General features: G+C 63.5%; 18 protein-coding genes. 2 read left to right on the top strand and 16 right to left on the bottom strand.

Translation table 11 applies throughout. The annotated features are described in order from the left end of the window. Positions 1-38: 38 nt before the first annotated feature. Positions 39-1,097, bottom strand: coding sequence for a cell division protein ZapE (gene zapE / locus GOW72_RS14270; RefSeq protein ID WP_170367286.1), 1,059 nt, complete (start codon positions 1,095-1,097; stop codon positions 39-41). A 145-nt stretch (positions 1,098-1,242) separates the two neighbouring features. On the opposite strand from zapE, the gene GOW72_RS14265 reads away from it, so the two are divergent. Then, entirely contained in the window at positions 1,243-2,484 is a 1,242-nt protein-coding gene (locus tag GOW72_RS14265) for an MFS transporter (protein ID WP_170367285.1), read from the top strand. A gap of 2 nt (positions 2,485-2,486) precedes the next feature. Here the strand turns inward: GOW72_RS14265 and GOW72_RS14260 are convergent, their stop codons facing one another. The 6 genes from GOW72_RS14260 to mbfA form a co-directional block, all read right to left on the bottom strand. Continuing rightward, positions 2,487-3,107: an HAD family hydrolase gene (locus tag GOW72_RS14260; RefSeq protein ID WP_170367284.1), complete on the bottom strand. Its 621-nt coding sequence runs from the start codon at positions 3,105-3,107 to the stop codon at positions 2,487-2,489. A 73-nt stretch (positions 3,108-3,180) separates the two neighbouring features. Then, entirely contained in the window at positions 3,181-3,636 is a 456-nt protein-coding gene (locus tag GOW72_RS14255) for a YaiI/YqxD family protein (RefSeq protein ID WP_170367283.1), read from the bottom strand. Continuing rightward, entirely contained in the window at positions 3,633-5,102 is a 1,470-nt protein-coding gene (sthA, locus tag GOW72_RS14250; protein ID WP_170367282.1) for a Si-specific NAD(P)(+) transhydrogenase, read from the bottom strand. Before sthA ends, GOW72_RS14255 begins: the two co-directional genes overlap by 4 nt. A gap of 3 nt (positions 5,103-5,105) precedes the next feature. Further along, on the bottom strand, positions 5,106-5,939 hold the full coding sequence (gene fghA / locus GOW72_RS14245; protein WP_170367281.1) for an S-formylglutathione hydrolase: 834 nt from the start codon (positions 5,937-5,939) through the stop codon (positions 5,106-5,108). Positions 5,940-6,040: 101 nt separating this feature from the next. Beyond that, entirely contained in the window at positions 6,041-6,970 is a 930-nt protein-coding gene (locus GOW72_RS14240) for an AEC family transporter (protein ID WP_170359474.1), read from the bottom strand. 44 nt (positions 6,971-7,014) lie between these two features. Beyond that, entirely contained in the window at positions 7,015-7,989 is a 975-nt protein-coding gene (mbfA, locus tag GOW72_RS14235; protein WP_170365821.1) for an iron exporter MbfA, read from the bottom strand. 127 nt (positions 7,990-8,116) lie between these two features. Between mbfA and GOW72_RS14230 the strand changes: the two genes are divergently transcribed. Further along, positions 8,117-8,734, top strand: a complete 618-nt coding sequence (locus GOW72_RS14230) for a TetR/AcrR family transcriptional regulator (RefSeq protein ID WP_170367280.1) — start codon at positions 8,117-8,119, stop codon at positions 8,732-8,734. A gap of 9 nt (positions 8,735-8,743) precedes the next feature. Here the strand turns inward: GOW72_RS14230 and GOW72_RS14225 are convergent, their stop codons facing one another. The 9 genes from GOW72_RS14225 to GOW72_RS14185 all read right to left on the bottom strand — a co-directional run bounded on the left by GOW72_RS14225 (position 8,744) and on the right by GOW72_RS14185 (position 14,736). Further along, entirely contained in the window at positions 8,744-9,583 is an 840-nt protein-coding gene (locus GOW72_RS14225) for an EamA family transporter (RefSeq protein WP_170367279.1), read from the bottom strand. A gap of 175 nt (positions 9,584-9,758) precedes the next feature. Continuing rightward, a complete protein-coding gene (ureG, locus tag GOW72_RS14220; RefSeq protein WP_170359481.1) occupies positions 9,759-10,394 on the bottom strand; it encodes an urease accessory protein UreG in 636 nt (211 codons plus the stop codon). After that, positions 10,391-11,044: an urease accessory protein UreF gene (locus tag GOW72_RS14215; RefSeq protein WP_244952439.1), complete on the bottom strand. Its 654-nt coding sequence runs from the start codon at positions 11,042-11,044 to the stop codon at positions 10,391-10,393. The genes ureG and GOW72_RS14215 overlap by 4 nt, the downstream gene beginning before the upstream one ends. Continuing rightward, a complete protein-coding gene (locus GOW72_RS14210; RefSeq protein WP_170367277.1) occupies positions 11,028-11,474 on the bottom strand; it encodes an urease accessory protein UreE in 447 nt (148 codons plus the stop codon). Before GOW72_RS14210 ends, GOW72_RS14215 begins: the two co-directional genes overlap by 17 nt. Positions 11,475-11,489: 15 nt before the next feature. Further along, positions 11,490-13,199 carry an urease subunit alpha gene (ureC, locus tag GOW72_RS14205; RefSeq protein ID WP_170367276.1) on the bottom strand — a complete coding sequence of 570 codons (1,710 nt, stop codon included), beginning with the start codon at positions 13,197-13,199 and terminating at the stop codon, positions 11,490-11,492. Next, the gene (locus GOW72_RS14200; protein WP_170367275.1) at positions 13,199-13,504 is read right to left on the bottom strand and encodes an urease subunit beta; all 306 of its coding nucleotides are present in this window, start codon (positions 13,502-13,504) and stop codon (positions 13,199-13,201) included. Before GOW72_RS14200 ends, ureC begins: the two co-directional genes overlap by 1 nt. Next, complete coding sequence (locus tag GOW72_RS14195; RefSeq protein ID WP_170367274.1) at positions 13,501-13,659, bottom strand: hypothetical protein; 159 nt, start codon at positions 13,657-13,659, stop codon at positions 13,501-13,503. The genes GOW72_RS14200 and GOW72_RS14195 overlap by 4 nt, the downstream gene beginning before the upstream one ends. Before the next feature lie 11 nt (positions 13,660-13,670). Further along, positions 13,671-13,973: an urease subunit gamma gene (locus tag GOW72_RS14190; protein WP_005976933.1), complete on the bottom strand. Its 303-nt coding sequence runs from the start codon at positions 13,971-13,973 to the stop codon at positions 13,671-13,673. Between the two features lies 1 nt (position 13,974). Continuing rightward, positions 13,975-14,736, bottom strand: coding sequence for an urease accessory protein UreD (locus tag GOW72_RS14185; protein WP_170367465.1), 762 nt, complete (start codon positions 14,734-14,736; stop codon positions 13,975-13,977). Between the last annotated feature and the right edge of the window lie 249 nt (positions 14,737-14,985).

Raw genomic sequence — 14,985 nt, 5'->3', positions numbered from 1 at the left:
CATTCATTGAGTCACAGCTACGCCAGCGGCAACGCTCGCTATTGTCCCCAGTCCTGCGCCTGCATCTCCCGCAGGCGCGAGGCTGTGCGCTCGAACTCGAAAACACCTTCCCCCTCGACATACAGCATCTCAGGCTCGGCGGCCGCTGAACAGATCAACCGCACCTTCGCCTCGTACAGCGCATCGATCAACGTGACGAACCGCTTCGCCTCGTTGAAGTTGTTGCGCGACAGGCGCGGTATGTCCTCGAGCACCAGCACTTTTACCGCATCAGCAATGGTCAAATAGTCCCCCGGCCCCAACATCCGGCCGCACAGATCATAGAACGAGGCCCGTGCCACACCATTGCGAAAAGCGGGCAACACTACCTCGCGCCCCTTGACATGCAGGGTCAGGGGTTCGGCCGGCCCACCGGACAGGTCGGCCCACACGGCCCGGATCTTCTCTCGCGCCTCGGGTCCGATGGGTGTGAAATAGACCGGCGAGCCCTCGAGCCGGTTCTGCCGGTAATCCGTGGGCGAGGTCAGTTCCCACACTTCGAGCTGCTGCTTGATGTGGTGGATGAAGGGCAGGAACAGCTGCCGGTTCAGGCCATCCTTGTACAGATCGTCGGGATGACGGTTGGAGGTGGTCACAACGACGACGCCACCCGCATGCAGCATGTCGAACAGCCGCCCGACGATCATCGCGTCGGTGATGTCGGTGATCTGCATCTCGTCAAAGGCCAGCAGGCGCACGGATTTCACGACCGAGGCCGCCACCGGCGCCAGTGCATCCTGCACGCCGGTTTCGCGCGCCTCATGCATGCCAGCGTGGATTTCCTGCATGAAGGCATGGAAATGGACGCGCCGGGCCGGAACTTCGCCCAGCGTTTCGACGAACATGTCCATCAACATGGACTTGCCGCGCCCCACGCCGCCCCACAGGTACAAACCCTTGGGCGGCGGCGGTGCCTTGCGGAACAGCCCGCGTTTCACCGGCGCGGCCAGAGCCGCCCGGATGCGCTCGAACTGGGGCAGAACGGCCTCTTGCGCGTCGTCGCGGTTCAGGGTGCCATCGGCAACGCGGGCCTCGTACAACGAGATCATGTCGGTCATGGCCCGAGCCATAGCGCCCGCCCGCGCCATTGAAAAGAAGGCATCCTCCGGCACGCATCAATTTTGGTTAATCGTGACCGCAAAACTCCTGAATTGACGAGCGAGCCCAAGCGGATACTGTCGGCGGGCTGAACCCGGAGGCCCAATGACCCCAACCGCCCGTCTGCTCAACCCGGTGCTGATCGTCGGATGCGTGATCATCACGGTCAGCTTCGCCGTGCGCGCCTCGTTCGGAGTGTTCCAGATTCCGATCGCCGAGGAGTTCGGCTGGCTGCGCACCGATTTCTCGCTGGCCATCGCGATCCAGAACCTGGCCTGGGGCATCGGCCAGCCGATCTTTGCCGCCATCGCCGAAAAGATGGGCGACCGGCGGGCGATCATTCTTGGTGCGCTGACCTATGCGGCGGGGATGGTACTGTCGGCTTGGTCCGTTACGCCCTTCGGGCATCAGCTTTATGCCTGGCTGGTGGGCTTCGGTATCGCAGGCACGGGCTTTGGCGTCGTGCTGGCGGTGGTCGGGCGGGCCTCGACGGATCAGAACCGCTCGATGTCGCTGGCGATCGTAACGGCAGCGGGCAGCTTCGGGCAGGTGATCGGTGCGCCGACAGCTGAATGGATGCTGACCTTTCTGCCGTGGCAGCAGGTGTTCATCATCTTCGCCATTGCCATTCTGGCCCTTGTGCTGACACTGCCTTTCATGCGCGCACCCGCGCAGGTCAGCAAGGCCGAATTGGAAGAAAGCATGGGCCAGATCCTGGGCCGCGCCTTCCGCGACCCGTCCTATGCGCTGATATTCCTGGGTTTTTTCAGCTGCGGCTATCAACTGGGCTTCATCACTGCGCACTTCCCGGCCTTCGTGACCGAGATGTGCGGCCCGATCCAACCTGGCGGTGTCCTGCATGCGATGGGCATCACCACAACGTCTGCTTTGGGTGCGCTGGCGATCTCGCTGATCGGGCTCGCCAATATCGGAGGCACCCTGCTGGCCGGGTGGGCGGGCAATCACTTCCCCAAGAAATACCTTCTGGCGGCGGTTTATACCGGGCGCACGATCGCGGCCGCAGCGTTCATCCTGTTTCCCATCACGCCTCTGACCGTGATCCTGTTCTCGCTGGTCATGGGGTCACTATGGCTGGCGACGATCCCGTTGACCTCGGGCCTCGTCGCGCATCTTTACGGCTTGCGCTACATGGGCACGCTGTATGGCATCATATTCTTCAGCCATCAGGTCGGCAGTTTCCTGGGCATCTGGCTGGGCGGCCGCATGTATGACCTTTATGGCGACTATACCGTGGTCTGGTGGATCGGCGTGGCCATCGGCGCCTTCAGCGCGATCGTGCACCTGCCGATCCGCGAAAACCACCCGGCGCAGCCCGCTGCCGCCTAGGATCAGGCGGCCTCGTCCAAGGAGAGCAGACCTTCGGCCACCAGCCTTTCGGCCCAGCCCTTCGGGCCGTCGAAATGGTGGGTCTGCCATCCACGGCCACGGGCGGTTTCGATATTGTCGATCCGGTCGTCGGTGAACAGCAGCGTCTCGGGCGGCAGGCCGCAATCCTGTTCGACCATCTGGTAGATCGGGACATGCGGTTTCACCATCTTCATCCGCCCCGAGACATAGTGCCGGTCGAACTCGTTCAGGAACGGATAGACGTTGGTGGCATAGTCGAAATTCTGTACCCCGAAATTGGTCAGCGCAAAGACCGGCACGCCCTTGGCCCGCAGCGCGCGCTGCAGCCGGACCGAATGCGGAATCTCGGGCGCGGCCAGTTCGATCCAGTTGTCGTGCCACATGCGGATTTCGTCGCGCCAATCGGGGTATTTCTCGGCCCAGGCATAGATCGTGTCGGTGAAGTGATGCCCCTGATCGACCAAGTCATTCATGCCGTGCAGGTCGACGGTCGAGAACATCTCGCGGCGCCGGTCCTCGCCGATCACGCGGTCATAAAACCGCTCGGGCTGCCATTCGATCAGAACGTTGCCGATATCAAAAACGACCGCTTCTACGGGCATGGGATTTCCTGTTCGCTTGTGTTGCGTTTGGGGCTGACTGAACCAACCCGCCGGGCGGGACGCAAGGCCAAACTCAGCCGCGCAGGGCGGCGCGCATCTCACGCTCGAGCGCGTCCAGAAACCGCGATCGGTCGGCCTTGGAAAACGGTTTGCCACCGCCCCCGGCGCCCAGCGGGTTGGCGGCGCGCAGATCCGCCATCAGATCGCGCATCGCCAGTTGCTGACCGATATTGGCGGCGGTGAAGGCCTCGCCATTGGGGCGCAGCACCCGCGCGCCGGCCTGGACGCATTTGGCGGCCAACGGGATGTCCGAGGTAATGACGATGTCGCCCACGCCGCACCGCTCGGCGATCCACTTGTCGGCTTCGTCAGCGCCTTGCGCCACGGTCACGATCTGAACCAGCGGGTTGGCCGACGGGCGCAGCCCGCCGTTCGCGACCACCACCATCGGCACCTTGTGCCGCGTGGCGACGCGTTCGGCCTCGGCCTTCACCGGGCAGGCGTCGCCATCGACATACAGGGTCGTCACGCTTGCTTGGCCTTCTTGGGCGCCAACTTCGCTGGCTCGGGCGCATCGGATTTGCGCACCTTGAACTCGTCCGGGATCGGCATCCGGTTGAAGGCGTCGAGCCCGGCAATCTTGTAGGCCTCGGCCAGGGTCGGATAGTTGAAGGTGTTCTGCACGAAATAGTCCACCGTGCCCTTCAGGTTCAGCACCGCCTGGGCGATGTGGATCAGCTCGGTCGCGCCTTCGCCGACGATCTGCACGCCCAGCACCCGGCGGGTTTTCAACGAGAACAGCATCTTCAGCATCCCATGCTCGAGCCCCATGATATGCCCGCGCGAGGTCTCGCGGAACCGGGCGACGCCCACCTCATAGGGAATGCCGCGTTCCTGCAGCTCTTCCTCGGACATGCCGCAGGTCGAGATTTCGGGCACCGAATAGATGCCATAGGGAAACCACGGGCTTTCGGGCAGGGTGGGGGTGTCCAGCGCGTGGCAGGCGGCCACGCGGCCCTGCTGCATCGACGTCGAGGCCAGCGATGGATGCCCGATCACGTCGCCGGTGGCATAGATATGCGGCACCGAGGTCTGATAGGTCTTGCGGTCCACCGAAATGCGGTTGCGATGGTCGGTCTCGATCCCAACTGCACCCAGATTGAGCGCCGAGGTGTTGCCCATGCGGCCCGCCGCGAACAGCAGCATCTCGGCCCGGACATGGCGGCCGTTTGACATGGTGATCTCGACATGCTTGCCGGCGTCCTCGATCTTTTCCACGGCCGAGCCCAGGCGCAGATCCACCCCGTTTTCACGGATCTGGTGGGTGAATTCTTGGATCAGGGTCTTGTCGATGAAATCAAGGAAGGTCTCGCGCGGTTCGATCAACGTCACCCGCACATCCAGCGCCGAGAACATCGTGGCATACTCGACCCCGATCACACCCGCGCCGATCACGCAGAGCGAACGCGGGATCTCTGCCATTTCGAGGAACTCGTCCCCGTCGACGATGGTCTTGCCGTTGAACGGCACGTAATCGGGGCGATAGGTTTTCGTCCCGGTCGAGATCAGGAATTTCGCGGCCGTCAGGCGGGTGGTGTCGCCCGCATCGGCGGTGACCTCGATCTCGTGCGGGCCCACGAAACGGGCTACGCCGTCCATGGTTTCAACGTGGTTGCGGTTGAACTGGTGTTCCAGCACGTCAACCTCGTAGTCCAGCGTCATGTGCAGCCGGGCTTTGAGGTCTTCGGCGCGGATCTGGTCCTTGACCCGGTACGAGCGGCCGTAAAAGCTGCGTTCGCGCCAGCCAGACAGGTTCAGTACCGTTTCGCGCAGGGTCTTCGACGGGATCGTGCCCGTGTGCACCGATACGCCGCCCAACCGGTCACGGCGGTCAACCACCAGAACCTTGCGTTTCAGCTTGCCCGCCTGAATCGCCGCCGCGCGGCCCGATGGGCCCGAGCCGATGATGATCAGGTCATAGTCGTATTTGCTCATCCCTCAGTCTCCGTACAGGGCTTCGGCGTGGAAGGTGACGTGGTCCTCCATGAAGGTGGACACGAAAAAGTAGGAATGGTCATAGCCGGGCTGCAGCCGGACCGTTGCCTGCTGGCGGCGTTCGGAGATGGCCTGGGCCAGAGCCTCGGGGCGCAGCAGGTCGATGAACTGGTCGTTGGTGCCGGTGTCGATCAGGATCGGGCCGTCAAAGCCCTTTTCCTGCATCATCAGCGTCGCGTCATGTTTGGCCCAGGCGGCCGGGTCATCGCCCAGATAGGCGCTCAGCTGCTTGCGGCCCCAGTCGCTGGCCGTGGGGTTCGCGATCGGCGCAAAGGCCGAGACCGAGCGGAACCGGCCGGGCAGGTTCATCGCCAGCGTCAGCGCGCCGTGGCCGCCCATCGAATGGCCGGTGATGGCTTGCCGGTCGCCGTCGATGGCGAAGTTTTCGACCAGCAGCGCCGGCAGTTCCTCGGCCACATAGTTCCACATGTTGAAATGCGGCGCCCACGGCGATTGCGTGGCGTTGACGTAGAACCCGGCGCCTTGGCCCAGGTCGTAATCCTCGTGATCGGCGACCCCTTCGCCACGCGGCGAGGTGTCGGGGAAGACCAGCGCGATGCCTTGTTCGGCGGCCCAGCCCTGCGCGCCGGCCTTGACCATCGCGTTTTCATGGGTGCAGGTCAGGCCCGACAGATACCACAGGACCGGAACCGGACCGTCCTTGGCCTCGGCCGGCAGGAACAGGCCAAAGGTCATGTCGCACTGGCACGCCGCCGAGGCGTGGCGGTAAACGCCCTGCACGCCACCGAAACAGGCGTTTTCGGAAAGGGTTTCCATCTGGCATCATCCTTACGTTGGGTTCGTGCCATGGCTAACGGGCGAAGGCCCCGGCGTAAAGTCCGGGCACCAATGTTCGCACGCATTTTGAAGTCGCCGCGTCAGAATGCGGCAACCCACGCGATGACCACCGGCACGGTCAGAATGCTGACAATGGTCGACAGCAGAATGGCGGCAGATGCCCGGTGCGGCGCCACCCCATAGTGGGCCGCCAGCATATAGACATTGCCGGCCACTGGCAGAGCGGCGGCGGAGATCGCCACCGCCGCGGCAAAAGGATCAGTCGGCAGCAGCCACAGCAGCACCACGGCCACACAGGCAGGATGCACGGCCAGTTTGCAAAAACTGAGCCACAGCGCGATCTGAACCCGCTCGGCTGATTTGCTGGCCAGCGAGGCGCCGATCGCGAACAGCGCCCCCGGCGTGGCGGCGCCGCCTAGAATGGTCAGAAAATCGTTCAACGGGTCAGGCACCGGCATCTGCAGGGCCGACCAGATCAACCCGGCCGAGATCGAGACGATCATGGGGTTTTTCAGCAGCCCGACTCCGATGAGCCGCAGCGTCCCAACCGTCAGCTTTCCATCCCGCCCGCCGTTGATCAGGATCACGATCAGCGAGGAAAACACCACCAGATCGACCGTCAGAACCAGCATGACCGGCCCGATTGCGGCTTCGGAAAACAGCAGGGCCAACATTGGCAGACCCAGAAAGCCCACATTTCCGATGGCGGCGCATTGCGCCTCGACCGCGGCGGTGGGGATGTCGAGCCCGCGCAGATAGGCGACCAACGTGGCCAGCGCGTATACGCCCGCCGTGCCGATCAGATAGCCCAGCATCAGCCGCGCGTTGAAGATCTCGGCAAAGGGCAGCGTGGCGGCAAAGCGGAACAGCATCGCCGACAACGCGAAATAGAACACGAACTTGGTCAGATAGGCCGTTGCGTCTTCGGTGAAGAACCGGCTGCGCCCGGCCCAGTATCCCAGGCCGATGATCGCAAAGAAGGGCAGGGTGCGCAGAAAGATATCGACCATGCGCAGATTGGTAACATAGAATTACCACATCGCAAGCAGGGTCATCACCCACTGCCGATCAATATCCCGGCTGCCAGCACCAGCGCTCCGCCCAAAACGACCTGAAAAGCGGCACGGAAGAACGGAGTTTCCATATAGCGGTTCTGAATCCACGCGATCGCCCACAATTCGAAAAACACCACGATGAAGGCAATTATCGTGGCCGTCCAGAATTCCGGGATCAAATAGGGCAGGGCATGGCCCAATCCGCCGACCGTTGTCATCACGCCGGACGCCAAACCCCGCTTTACCGGTGATCCACGGCCCGACAGCTCGCCATCGTCCGATGCCGCTTCGGTGAAGCCCATGGAAATACCTGCGCCCACTGACGCTGCAAGGCCCACAAGAAAGGTCGTCCAAGGGTCGTGCGTGGCAAAGGCCGTCGCGAAGATCGGCGCCAAGGTCGACACCGACCCGTCCATCAGCCCGGCCAATCCCGGCTGGACCCAGGTCAGGATGAATTGCCGGTGCGAAATCACCTTTTCAGCTTCTTTTTCATCGTGATCCAGGTGGGCTTCTTCCAATTCGGCAGCCGCGGCTTGATGCCCCGCTTCGGCCGCAGCCAGGTCGCCCAGAAGTTTGCGTGTTGCTGCATCGGTCGTACGACCAGCAGCCGCCAGATAGAAGCGCTCCGCGTCGCGCTCCATCATCTCGGCTTCTTCGCGGATTCGCTCGATTCCGAGATTCTCGACCAACCAGATCGGACGGCGGGCGTAGTAACCGGCGACATGCTCGCGCCGGATCAGAGGTATCACCGGACCGAACCGATCCTCATGCAGAGCGATCAAGCGACGGCGGTGCTCGTCTTCCTCGGCAGCCATGCCATCGAAGATTTTTGCTGTCGCCGGATAGTCGGGGCGCAGCATCTCGGCATATGACCTATAGATCCGCGCGTCATCTTCCTCGGACGAAATCGCAAGCGCGATGACTTCCTGCTCGGTCAGATCCCTGAAGTGTTTGCGCTGAGTGAAAAACCGCATAGCCACCCTCGTTTTAGAATTATTCTAATTTACGCTGCGTAGCGGAACTTTCAAGCCGAATTGAAAACCGTTGAAACTGAACTGACTGGTTTATAGATTTGTCGCAGCACTCAGCCAAGGAGACACCATGACCCAAGCCGCAACCATCGTGCGTACCGGACGGAAATTCGACCAGGTTCTGAACGGCGCCCGAGAGGTTTTCATGGCGGATGGGTTTGAAGGCGCCAGCGTCGATGACATCGCGCGTGCGGCGGGTGTGTCGAAGGCGACGCTCTACAGCTATTTCCCAGACAAACGACTTCTGTTTTCCGAAGTGGCGCAGACCGAGTGTTGCCGCATGGCGGAAAACGTGCTGGCCATGATCGACGAAACCAAGCCGGTACGCGAGGCGATGATGATCACGGCAACCCATCTGACTCGGTTTCTGGTTTCGGATTTTGCGCAACAGGTGTTCCGCATCTGCGTGGCCGAGCGTGACAGGTTCCCGGAATTGGGCAAGGCGTTCTACGAAGCCGGCCCCGCCAACGGTCAGCGCCAGATGGCCGAGTATCTGGAAAAAGCCGTGGCCAAAGGTGAGCTGGCGATTGACGACGTGCATTTTGCCGCCGAGCAGTTCTCGGAATTGTGCAAGGTGCGCCTGTGGACGCTGGCGGCTTTGGGGATCCAAACCCGGTTCTCGGACGAGGAAATCGACGAAGTGGCCACCAACGCCGTTGACATGTTCATGGCGCGTTACGGCACTTGACGGACTGGCTCAGCCCGACAGTCCAACCAGCGCCACACCGCCCGCCATCAGAATGGCAGCCCCCAGCCTGCGCACCCAATAGCCTTCGTGCAGAAAGACAAACCCGATCAGGGCCGCAAAAATCACCGATGTTTCCCGCAACGCCGAGACCGCCCCCAGCGGCGCGAAATTCTTGGCATAGAGCACCAGCCCATAGGCCAGCATCGACACGAAGCCGCCCAGAATGCCGATCGCCCAGGTGCGCGCCGGAAGCTGTGTCAGAACCTGCCGCCTTCGCAGGCCCACGAATCCGGCAATGAACAGGTGTAGAAACGCACCCCAAGCCCAATAGCTGAGCGTGTTTCCAGACAGCCGCACCCCGATGCCGTCCACAACCGAATAAACCGAGATGCAAAGTCCGGTACCCACCGCAAACCCCAGCGCCGCGCCGCCGACGCCTTGCCGAAGCGAGCTCCAACTGCTGAGTTGGATGCCGAACGCGATAAGGCCGATGCCGATCCAGGCTTGCAGGGGCAGAACCTCATCCAGCAACAGATAGGCCCAAAGCGCCACCAACGCCGGAACGATGCCTCGTGCGATCGGGTAGACCACGCTGAGGTCGCCATGCTGATAGGCTTTGCCCAACATGAAGTAATATCCGAAATGCACCACGGTGGACAAAAGGATGTAAACAAAGCTGTCGCCGCCCGGAAAGGGCAGGACAAGGATCATGACGCTGGCCGGGATCACATGCCCGAAGGCCACAAGGCCCAGCGTCGTAGTCCGGTCGCCCGCGGTTTTGACGATGGCGTTCCAGACGGCGTGCAGGATGGCAGCCGACAGAATGATCGCGACGACGAATGGGCTCACCGGCGGTCCTCAGGTGATGGGGCGGCCCCAAGAAGGATCGGCCCGGCTGCAACTTTCTCGCACCGGGCTATCGCAAGGACAGCGTCGGTGGTCGAGTCCGGTTACATCGGATTGCCTTGCAGGCGCAAGGTTCCAAAGTCTGGAACCGGAAACGCCCATAGTCGTGTTGTGGGTCTTACGCCGTTGCACGCCTTCCGGCGTCGATGCCGGCAATCTTGTCCAACAGATCGATGATTTCACTTGTTCCGCTGCCGCTCCGCAGGTTGGTGAATACGAAAGGACGATCGCCGCGCATCCGGGCCGCATCGCGCTGCATCACCGACAGGTCCGCTCCGACATGCGGGGCAAGATCGATCTTGTTGATGATCAGGATGTCCGACCGGGTGATCGCGGGGCCGCCCTTGCGGGGGATCTCTTCGCCCGCGGCCACGTCGATCACGTAGATCGTCACATCCGCCAGTTCCGGGCTGAAGGTGGCCGACAGGTTGTCACCGCCGGATTCGATCAGAACGATCTCGACCTCGGGGTGACGGCGTACCATCTCGGCCACGGCGGCCAGATTGATCGAGGCATCCTCTCGGATCGCCGTATGCGGGCAGCCTCCGGTTTCCACGCCGATCACCCGGTCCTGCGGCAGGATCTGCATCCGCATCAGCGCCTCGGCGTCTTCCTGCGTGTAGATGTCATTGGTGATCACCCCGATCGAGTGGGTGTCGCGCAGCGCGCGGGCGAGGGCGGCGGTCAGGCTGGTCTTGCCTGCACCGACCGGTCCGCCGATCCCCACCCGCAGAGGGCCGTTCATGCTGCTCATGTGCGGAAAATCCTTGGCTGTTGGGTTTCATGTTGCATGGCCGCGATCTCGGCCAGAAAGGCGGTGCCGGACAGGGCCGACAGATCGGCCTCCACTGCCGCGTGCGCCTGAATTGCGCACAAGGGCGCCATGTCTCGGACCACCCCTTGCGCAGCGGTCTGGCCCAGGGGCATCAGCCGCTGCGCGGCCGAAACAAGATTGCTGATGAACGCATGCAGATACAGCCGCGCGGTTGGCTCCACCGGCAAACCGGCGTGGCGCGCGGCGCTGCCGATGGCAACGGGGTAGGTCAGATCCGCCAGTTCGATGCCCCAGACCGCAGCCGTCACACCGCAGAAGGCCGCGCCCTGTTGCGCGGTTTCGAACCTGCGCTCGAAGGGGCCGGCGAAGGCGCGGGCCATATCGTCAAGTTCGGTCACGGCCAGCTCGGATTTGGCGCGCCAAGCGGCGGTCAGAAACAGGGCATCCGACCATCCCGCACCGTGTTCCAGCACGTCGTGCAGCCAATCTCGCAGGCTGGCCGCATCGTGCACCGCACCCGATTGAACCAAGCGTTCCAGCCCATGCGAATAGGCAAAAGCCCCCACCGGGTAGGCGGGTGACAGCCATTGCGCCAGCGTCAGAAGATCAAGGTCAGTGGCTGTGGCCATGCGTCCGTCCGTGCCCATAGGCACCGCCTTCGGGGCTGAAGGGCGCGCGGATGTCCTGGACCGTCGCGCCAAGCTTCAAAAGCATGTCGCGGATCACATGGTCGCGGCGGATCACCAAGCGGTCGGGCTGGATCTGGCAGGGGGTGTGGCGGTTGCCGATATGCCAGGCCAACCGGGTCAGGTCGGGGCCGGTGACGGCGAACAGGTCCTCTTCTGCGGCGACCACCTCGATCAGGCGACCATCGGCCAGCTCGAACGCGTCCCCCCCGTCCAGCGAGGTCGTCTGCGACAGATCCACCAAGAATTCTTCGTTCTGGGCGGTGCGCAGCATTCGGCGGCGCAGAAAGCGGTCTTCGTAGTTCAACATCACGGTGCCATGGGTTTCGTCCCACTGACCGTTGCGGCGGATTTTCTGTGATATGGCAAGCATCGGAGGCATCCCTTTTCAGAACAGGAAATAGCGTTGCGCCATGGGCAGGGTTTCGGCGGGTTGGCAGGTGAGCAATTCGCCGTCGGCGCGCACCTCGTAGGTTTCGGGGTTCACCTCGATCTCGGGCAGCGCATCGTTCAGCCGCAGGTCGCGTTTGCCGATCGCGCGGGTGTTGCGCACGGCGACGGTCTGCTTGGCAAGGCCCAGACGCGCAGCGATGCCGTCCTCTTGGGCGGCTTCCGACACGAAGGTGACCGCGCCCCGTTCGACCGAGCGGCCATAGGCCCCCCACATCGGCCGCGAATAGACCGGCTGCGGCGTGGGGATCGAAGCGTTCGGGTCGCCCATCTGCGCACAGGCGATGGTGCCGCCCAGCAGCACCATCTCGGGCTTCACGCCGAAAAAGGCGGGATTCCACAGCACCAGATCAGCGCGTTTGCCCTCCTCGATGCTGCCGATATGGGTGCCGAGCCCGTGCGCGATGGCCGGGTTGATCGTGTATTTCGCGATATAGCGGCGCACGCGGAAGTTGTCGTTTTTACCCGTTTCTTCCGGCAGGCGCCCGCGTTGCTTCTTCATCTTGTCGGCGGTCTGCCATGTGCGGATCAACACCTCGCCCACGCGGCCCATCGCCTGGCTGTCGGACGCGATGATGCTGAAGGCGCCCATGTCGTGCAGGATATCCTCGGCCGCGATGGTCTCGCGCCGGATGCGGCTTTCGGCAAAGGCCACGTCCTCGGGGATAGATTTGTCGAGGTGATGGCAGACCATCAGCATGTCCAGATGCTCTTCGACCGTGTTCACGGTGAAAGGCCGGGTCGGGTTGGTCGAGGAGGGCAGCACATGCGCCTCGCCGCAGATCTTGATGATGTCGGGGGCGTGGCCGCCGCCCGCGCCCTCGGTATGGAAGGCGTGGATCGTGCGGCGTTCCATGGCGGCCACGGTGTTTTCGACGAAGCCGCTTTCGTTCAGCGTGTCGGTGTGGATCATCACCTGAACGTCCATCTCGTCGGCCACCGACAGGCAGCAATCGATGGCCGCCGGGGTGGTGCCCCAGTCCTCGTGCAGTTTCAGGGCGCAGGCCCCGGCCAGGACCTGTTCGCGCAGGGCCGCAGGTTGCGAGGCGTTGCCCTTGCCCGCAAAGGCCAGGTTCATCGGAAAGGCATCGGCCGCCTGCAGCATGCGTCCGATATGCCAGGGGCCGGGCGTGCAGGTGGTGGCCAGCGTGCCATGCGCCGGGCCGGTGCCGCCGCCCAGCATGGTCGTCAGGCCGGAATGCAGCGCATCCTCGATCTGTTGCGGGCAGATGAAATGGATGTGGCTGTCGAACCCGCCGGCGGTCAGGATGCGGCCCTCGCCGGCGATGGCCTCGGTACCGGGGCCGACGATGATATCGACGCCGGGCTGTGTGTCGGGGTTGCCCGCCTTGCCGATCTTGGCGATGCGCCCGTCCTTCAGGCCCACATCCGCCTTGTAGATGCCTGTCCAGTCAACGATCAGCGCATTGGTGATGACGGTGTCCACCGCCCCTTCGGCGCGGGTTGCCTGAGACTGGCCCATACCGTCGCGGATCACCTTGCCGCCGCCGAACTTGACCTCTTCGCCATAGGTGGTCAGGTCGCGCTCGACCTCGATGATCAGGTCGGTATCGGCCAGCCGCACCTTGTCGCCCGTGGTGGGGCCGTACATGGCGGCATAGTCGGAACGTTTGATCCGGGCTGGCATCAGAGGTCTCCCATGACTGCGCCGTTGAACCCGAAGACGCGCCGCGCGCCGCTGATCGGGATCAGTTGCACCTCGCGCCGCTGACCGGGTTCGAACCGCACGGCGGTTCCGGCGGCGATGTCCAGCCGCATTCCGTGGGCGGCGGCCCGGTCGAAATCCAGCGCCGGATTGGTTTCGGCGAAATGATAGTGCGAGCCCACCTGTACGGGGCGGTCACCGGTATTGGCCACCATCAGGGTAATTGCCGCCGCTCCCGCGTTCAGCTCGATCTCGCCGTGGGCGGTGATGACCTCTCCGGGGATCATTTGCGCGCCTTCAGCCAGATCGCGACGCCGCCGATCGCCAGCAGCAGGACCAGCGCCAGCCAGGTGCCCGAGTCATGCGGGTGCAGGTGTGGCCCCTCATGCGCCAGCGCGGGCGCGGCCATCAGGGCGAAGGGCAGGGAAGCCAGGTGTTTCATCGAAATCTCCTTCAGCGAATGGGGTTGTGGACCGTGACCAGCTTGGTGCCGTCGGGGAACGTCGCCTCGACCTGCACCTCGTGGATCATCTCGGGGATGCCGTCCATGCACTGGTCGCGGGTGATGACCTGCGCGCCGGCCTCCATCATGTCGGCGACCGAGCGGCCGTCGCGGGCGCCCTCGACCACGGCATCGGTGATCAGCGCGATGGCCTCGGGGTAGTTCAGGCGCACGCCCCGGGCCAGACGCTTGCGCGCCACCTCGGCGGCCATGGCGATCAGCAGTTTGTCTTTTTCACGCGGCGAGAGTTGCATGTCAGATCATCCAGGGTCTTGGCAGGGAATTGCGGGTCAGCCGGTTCAGGATCGGCACAAGGGTCCGGCGCAGCGTGAAACCGTCGGGCGCCAGCAGGCGCATCAACAGCATGTCCTCACCCACAAGGCTGACGCCGCCGGTGTCAGGCAAGGCCGCGCGGATCGGGTCCAGATGCGCGGCGGCATCCGGGCGGATCAGTATCAGGCTGCTGAGCGCGCCCGCGCCGTCGCCAACGCCGGGCCGGGCCATTTCCGCCGCCAGATCACCGGTCAGACGCAGCGCGTCCAGATGGGCCAGCCGGCCCGCGCGCCAGATTTCGAGGCGGTCTTGGAAGTGGGCCGATGTGACCTGCTCGCCCATTGCGGCGCGTCCGAAGATCAGCGATTCCACCAGCAGCAGGCCGGCATCGGGGGCCAGATCGACACGCAGGCGGCGGTCGATCGCGCAACCGTCGAACAGGATCGTTTCCTGCGGTAGCCAGTTCAACTGGCCGCCTGCCTCCACAGTCAGGTGCGTCCGAATCCGGCCCGGAATTGCTCCGGACGCGCGATAAGCCCGCTCAGCCGCCTGCGTGGTCAGGGTCAGATATGCATCTGCCAGAGCGGTGGCGGAAAGGTCAAAACTGTCTCCGCCGGTGACGCCGCCGGCGGTATTGACCAGAACGGCCTGCATGTCAGCGCCATCGCGCCGAGGAAACAGCAGCTTCAGCGACCCTTGCTGGCGCAGGTCCTGCAACTCGGTCCGGCCCGCGCGGCGAACCACGGACACAACACCCCGCCCGACAGCACGGGGAGGCGCGGCGATCGCTTGCGCGGCAGTTATTGCGGACAAAGAGGTTATTGGTGGCTCCGGGCGAAAGGACTGTCGGATGCGAAAGCACCACAGCCTTTTCCTGGAGTCAGTGCAGCCCGGCAGAGGCAATTGGGCCAGAACACTCGTTCGCCCATTTCCTAGGCATTATTTCCCCGATCGCCCAAAAAATAAGCATTGCCTCAATGCGTGTGACAATCC

This window comes from Ruegeria arenilitoris (genome assembly GCF_013032855.1).
Taxonomy (GTDB): Bacteria; Pseudomonadota; Alphaproteobacteria; order Rhodobacterales; family Rhodobacteraceae; genus Ruegeria; species Ruegeria arenilitoris.
This window is presented reverse-complemented; position numbering and strand designations above follow the sequence as displayed.

What these genes read in the sequence shown, in the direction of transcription:
- zapE (WP_170367286.1), bottom strand. Translation starts at nt 1,097, where the DNA reads ATGACCGACATGATCTCGTTGTACGAGGCCCGCGTTGCCGATGGCACC.
- GOW72_RS14265 (WP_170367285.1), top strand. Translation starts at nt 1,243, where the DNA reads ATGACCCCAACCGCCCGTCTGCTCAACCCGGTGCTGATCGTCGGATGC.
- GOW72_RS14260 (WP_170367284.1), bottom strand. Translation starts at nt 3,107, where the DNA reads ATGCCCGTAGAAGCGGTCGTTTTTGATATCGGCAACGTTCTGATCGAA.
- sthA (WP_170367282.1), bottom strand. Translation starts at nt 5,102, where the DNA reads ATGAGCAAATACGACTATGACCTGATCATCATCGGCTCGGGCCCATCG.
- fghA (WP_170367281.1), bottom strand. Translation starts at nt 5,939, where the DNA reads ATGGAAACCCTTTCCGAAAACGCCTGTTTCGGTGGCGTGCAGGGCGTT.
- GOW72_RS14240 (WP_170359474.1), bottom strand. Translation starts at nt 6,970, where the DNA reads ATGGTCGATATCTTTCTGCGCACCCTGCCCTTCTTTGCGATCATCGGC.
- mbfA (WP_170365821.1), bottom strand. Translation starts at nt 7,989, where the DNA reads ATGCGGTTTTTCACTCAGCGCAAACACTTCAGGGATCTGACCGAGCAG.
- GOW72_RS14230 (WP_170367280.1), top strand. Translation starts at nt 8,117, where the DNA reads ATGACCCAAGCCGCAACCATCGTGCGTACCGGACGGAAATTCGACCAG.
- ureG (WP_170359481.1), bottom strand. Translation starts at nt 10,394, where the DNA reads ATGAGCAGCATGAACGGCCCTCTGCGGGTGGGGATCGGCGGACCGGTC.
- GOW72_RS14215 (WP_244952439.1), bottom strand. Translation starts at nt 11,044, where the DNA reads ATGGCCACAGCCACTGACCTTGATCTTCTGACGCTGGCGCAATGGCTG.
- GOW72_RS14210 (WP_170367277.1), bottom strand. Translation starts at nt 11,474, where the DNA reads ATGCTTGCCATATCACAGAAAATCCGCCGCAACGGTCAGTGGGACGAA.
- ureC (WP_170367276.1), bottom strand. Translation starts at nt 13,199, where the DNA reads ATGCCAGCCCGGATCAAACGTTCCGACTATGCCGCCATGTACGGCCCC.
- GOW72_RS14200 (WP_170367275.1), bottom strand. Translation starts at nt 13,504, where the DNA reads ATGATCCCCGGAGAGGTCATCACCGCCCACGGCGAGATCGAGCTGAAC.
- GOW72_RS14195 (WP_170367274.1), bottom strand. Translation starts at nt 13,659, where the DNA reads ATGAAACACCTGGCTTCCCTGCCCTTCGCCCTGATGGCCGCGCCCGCG.
- GOW72_RS14190 (WP_005976933.1), bottom strand. Translation starts at nt 13,973, where the DNA reads ATGCAACTCTCGCCGCGTGAAAAAGACAAACTGCTGATCGCCATGGCC.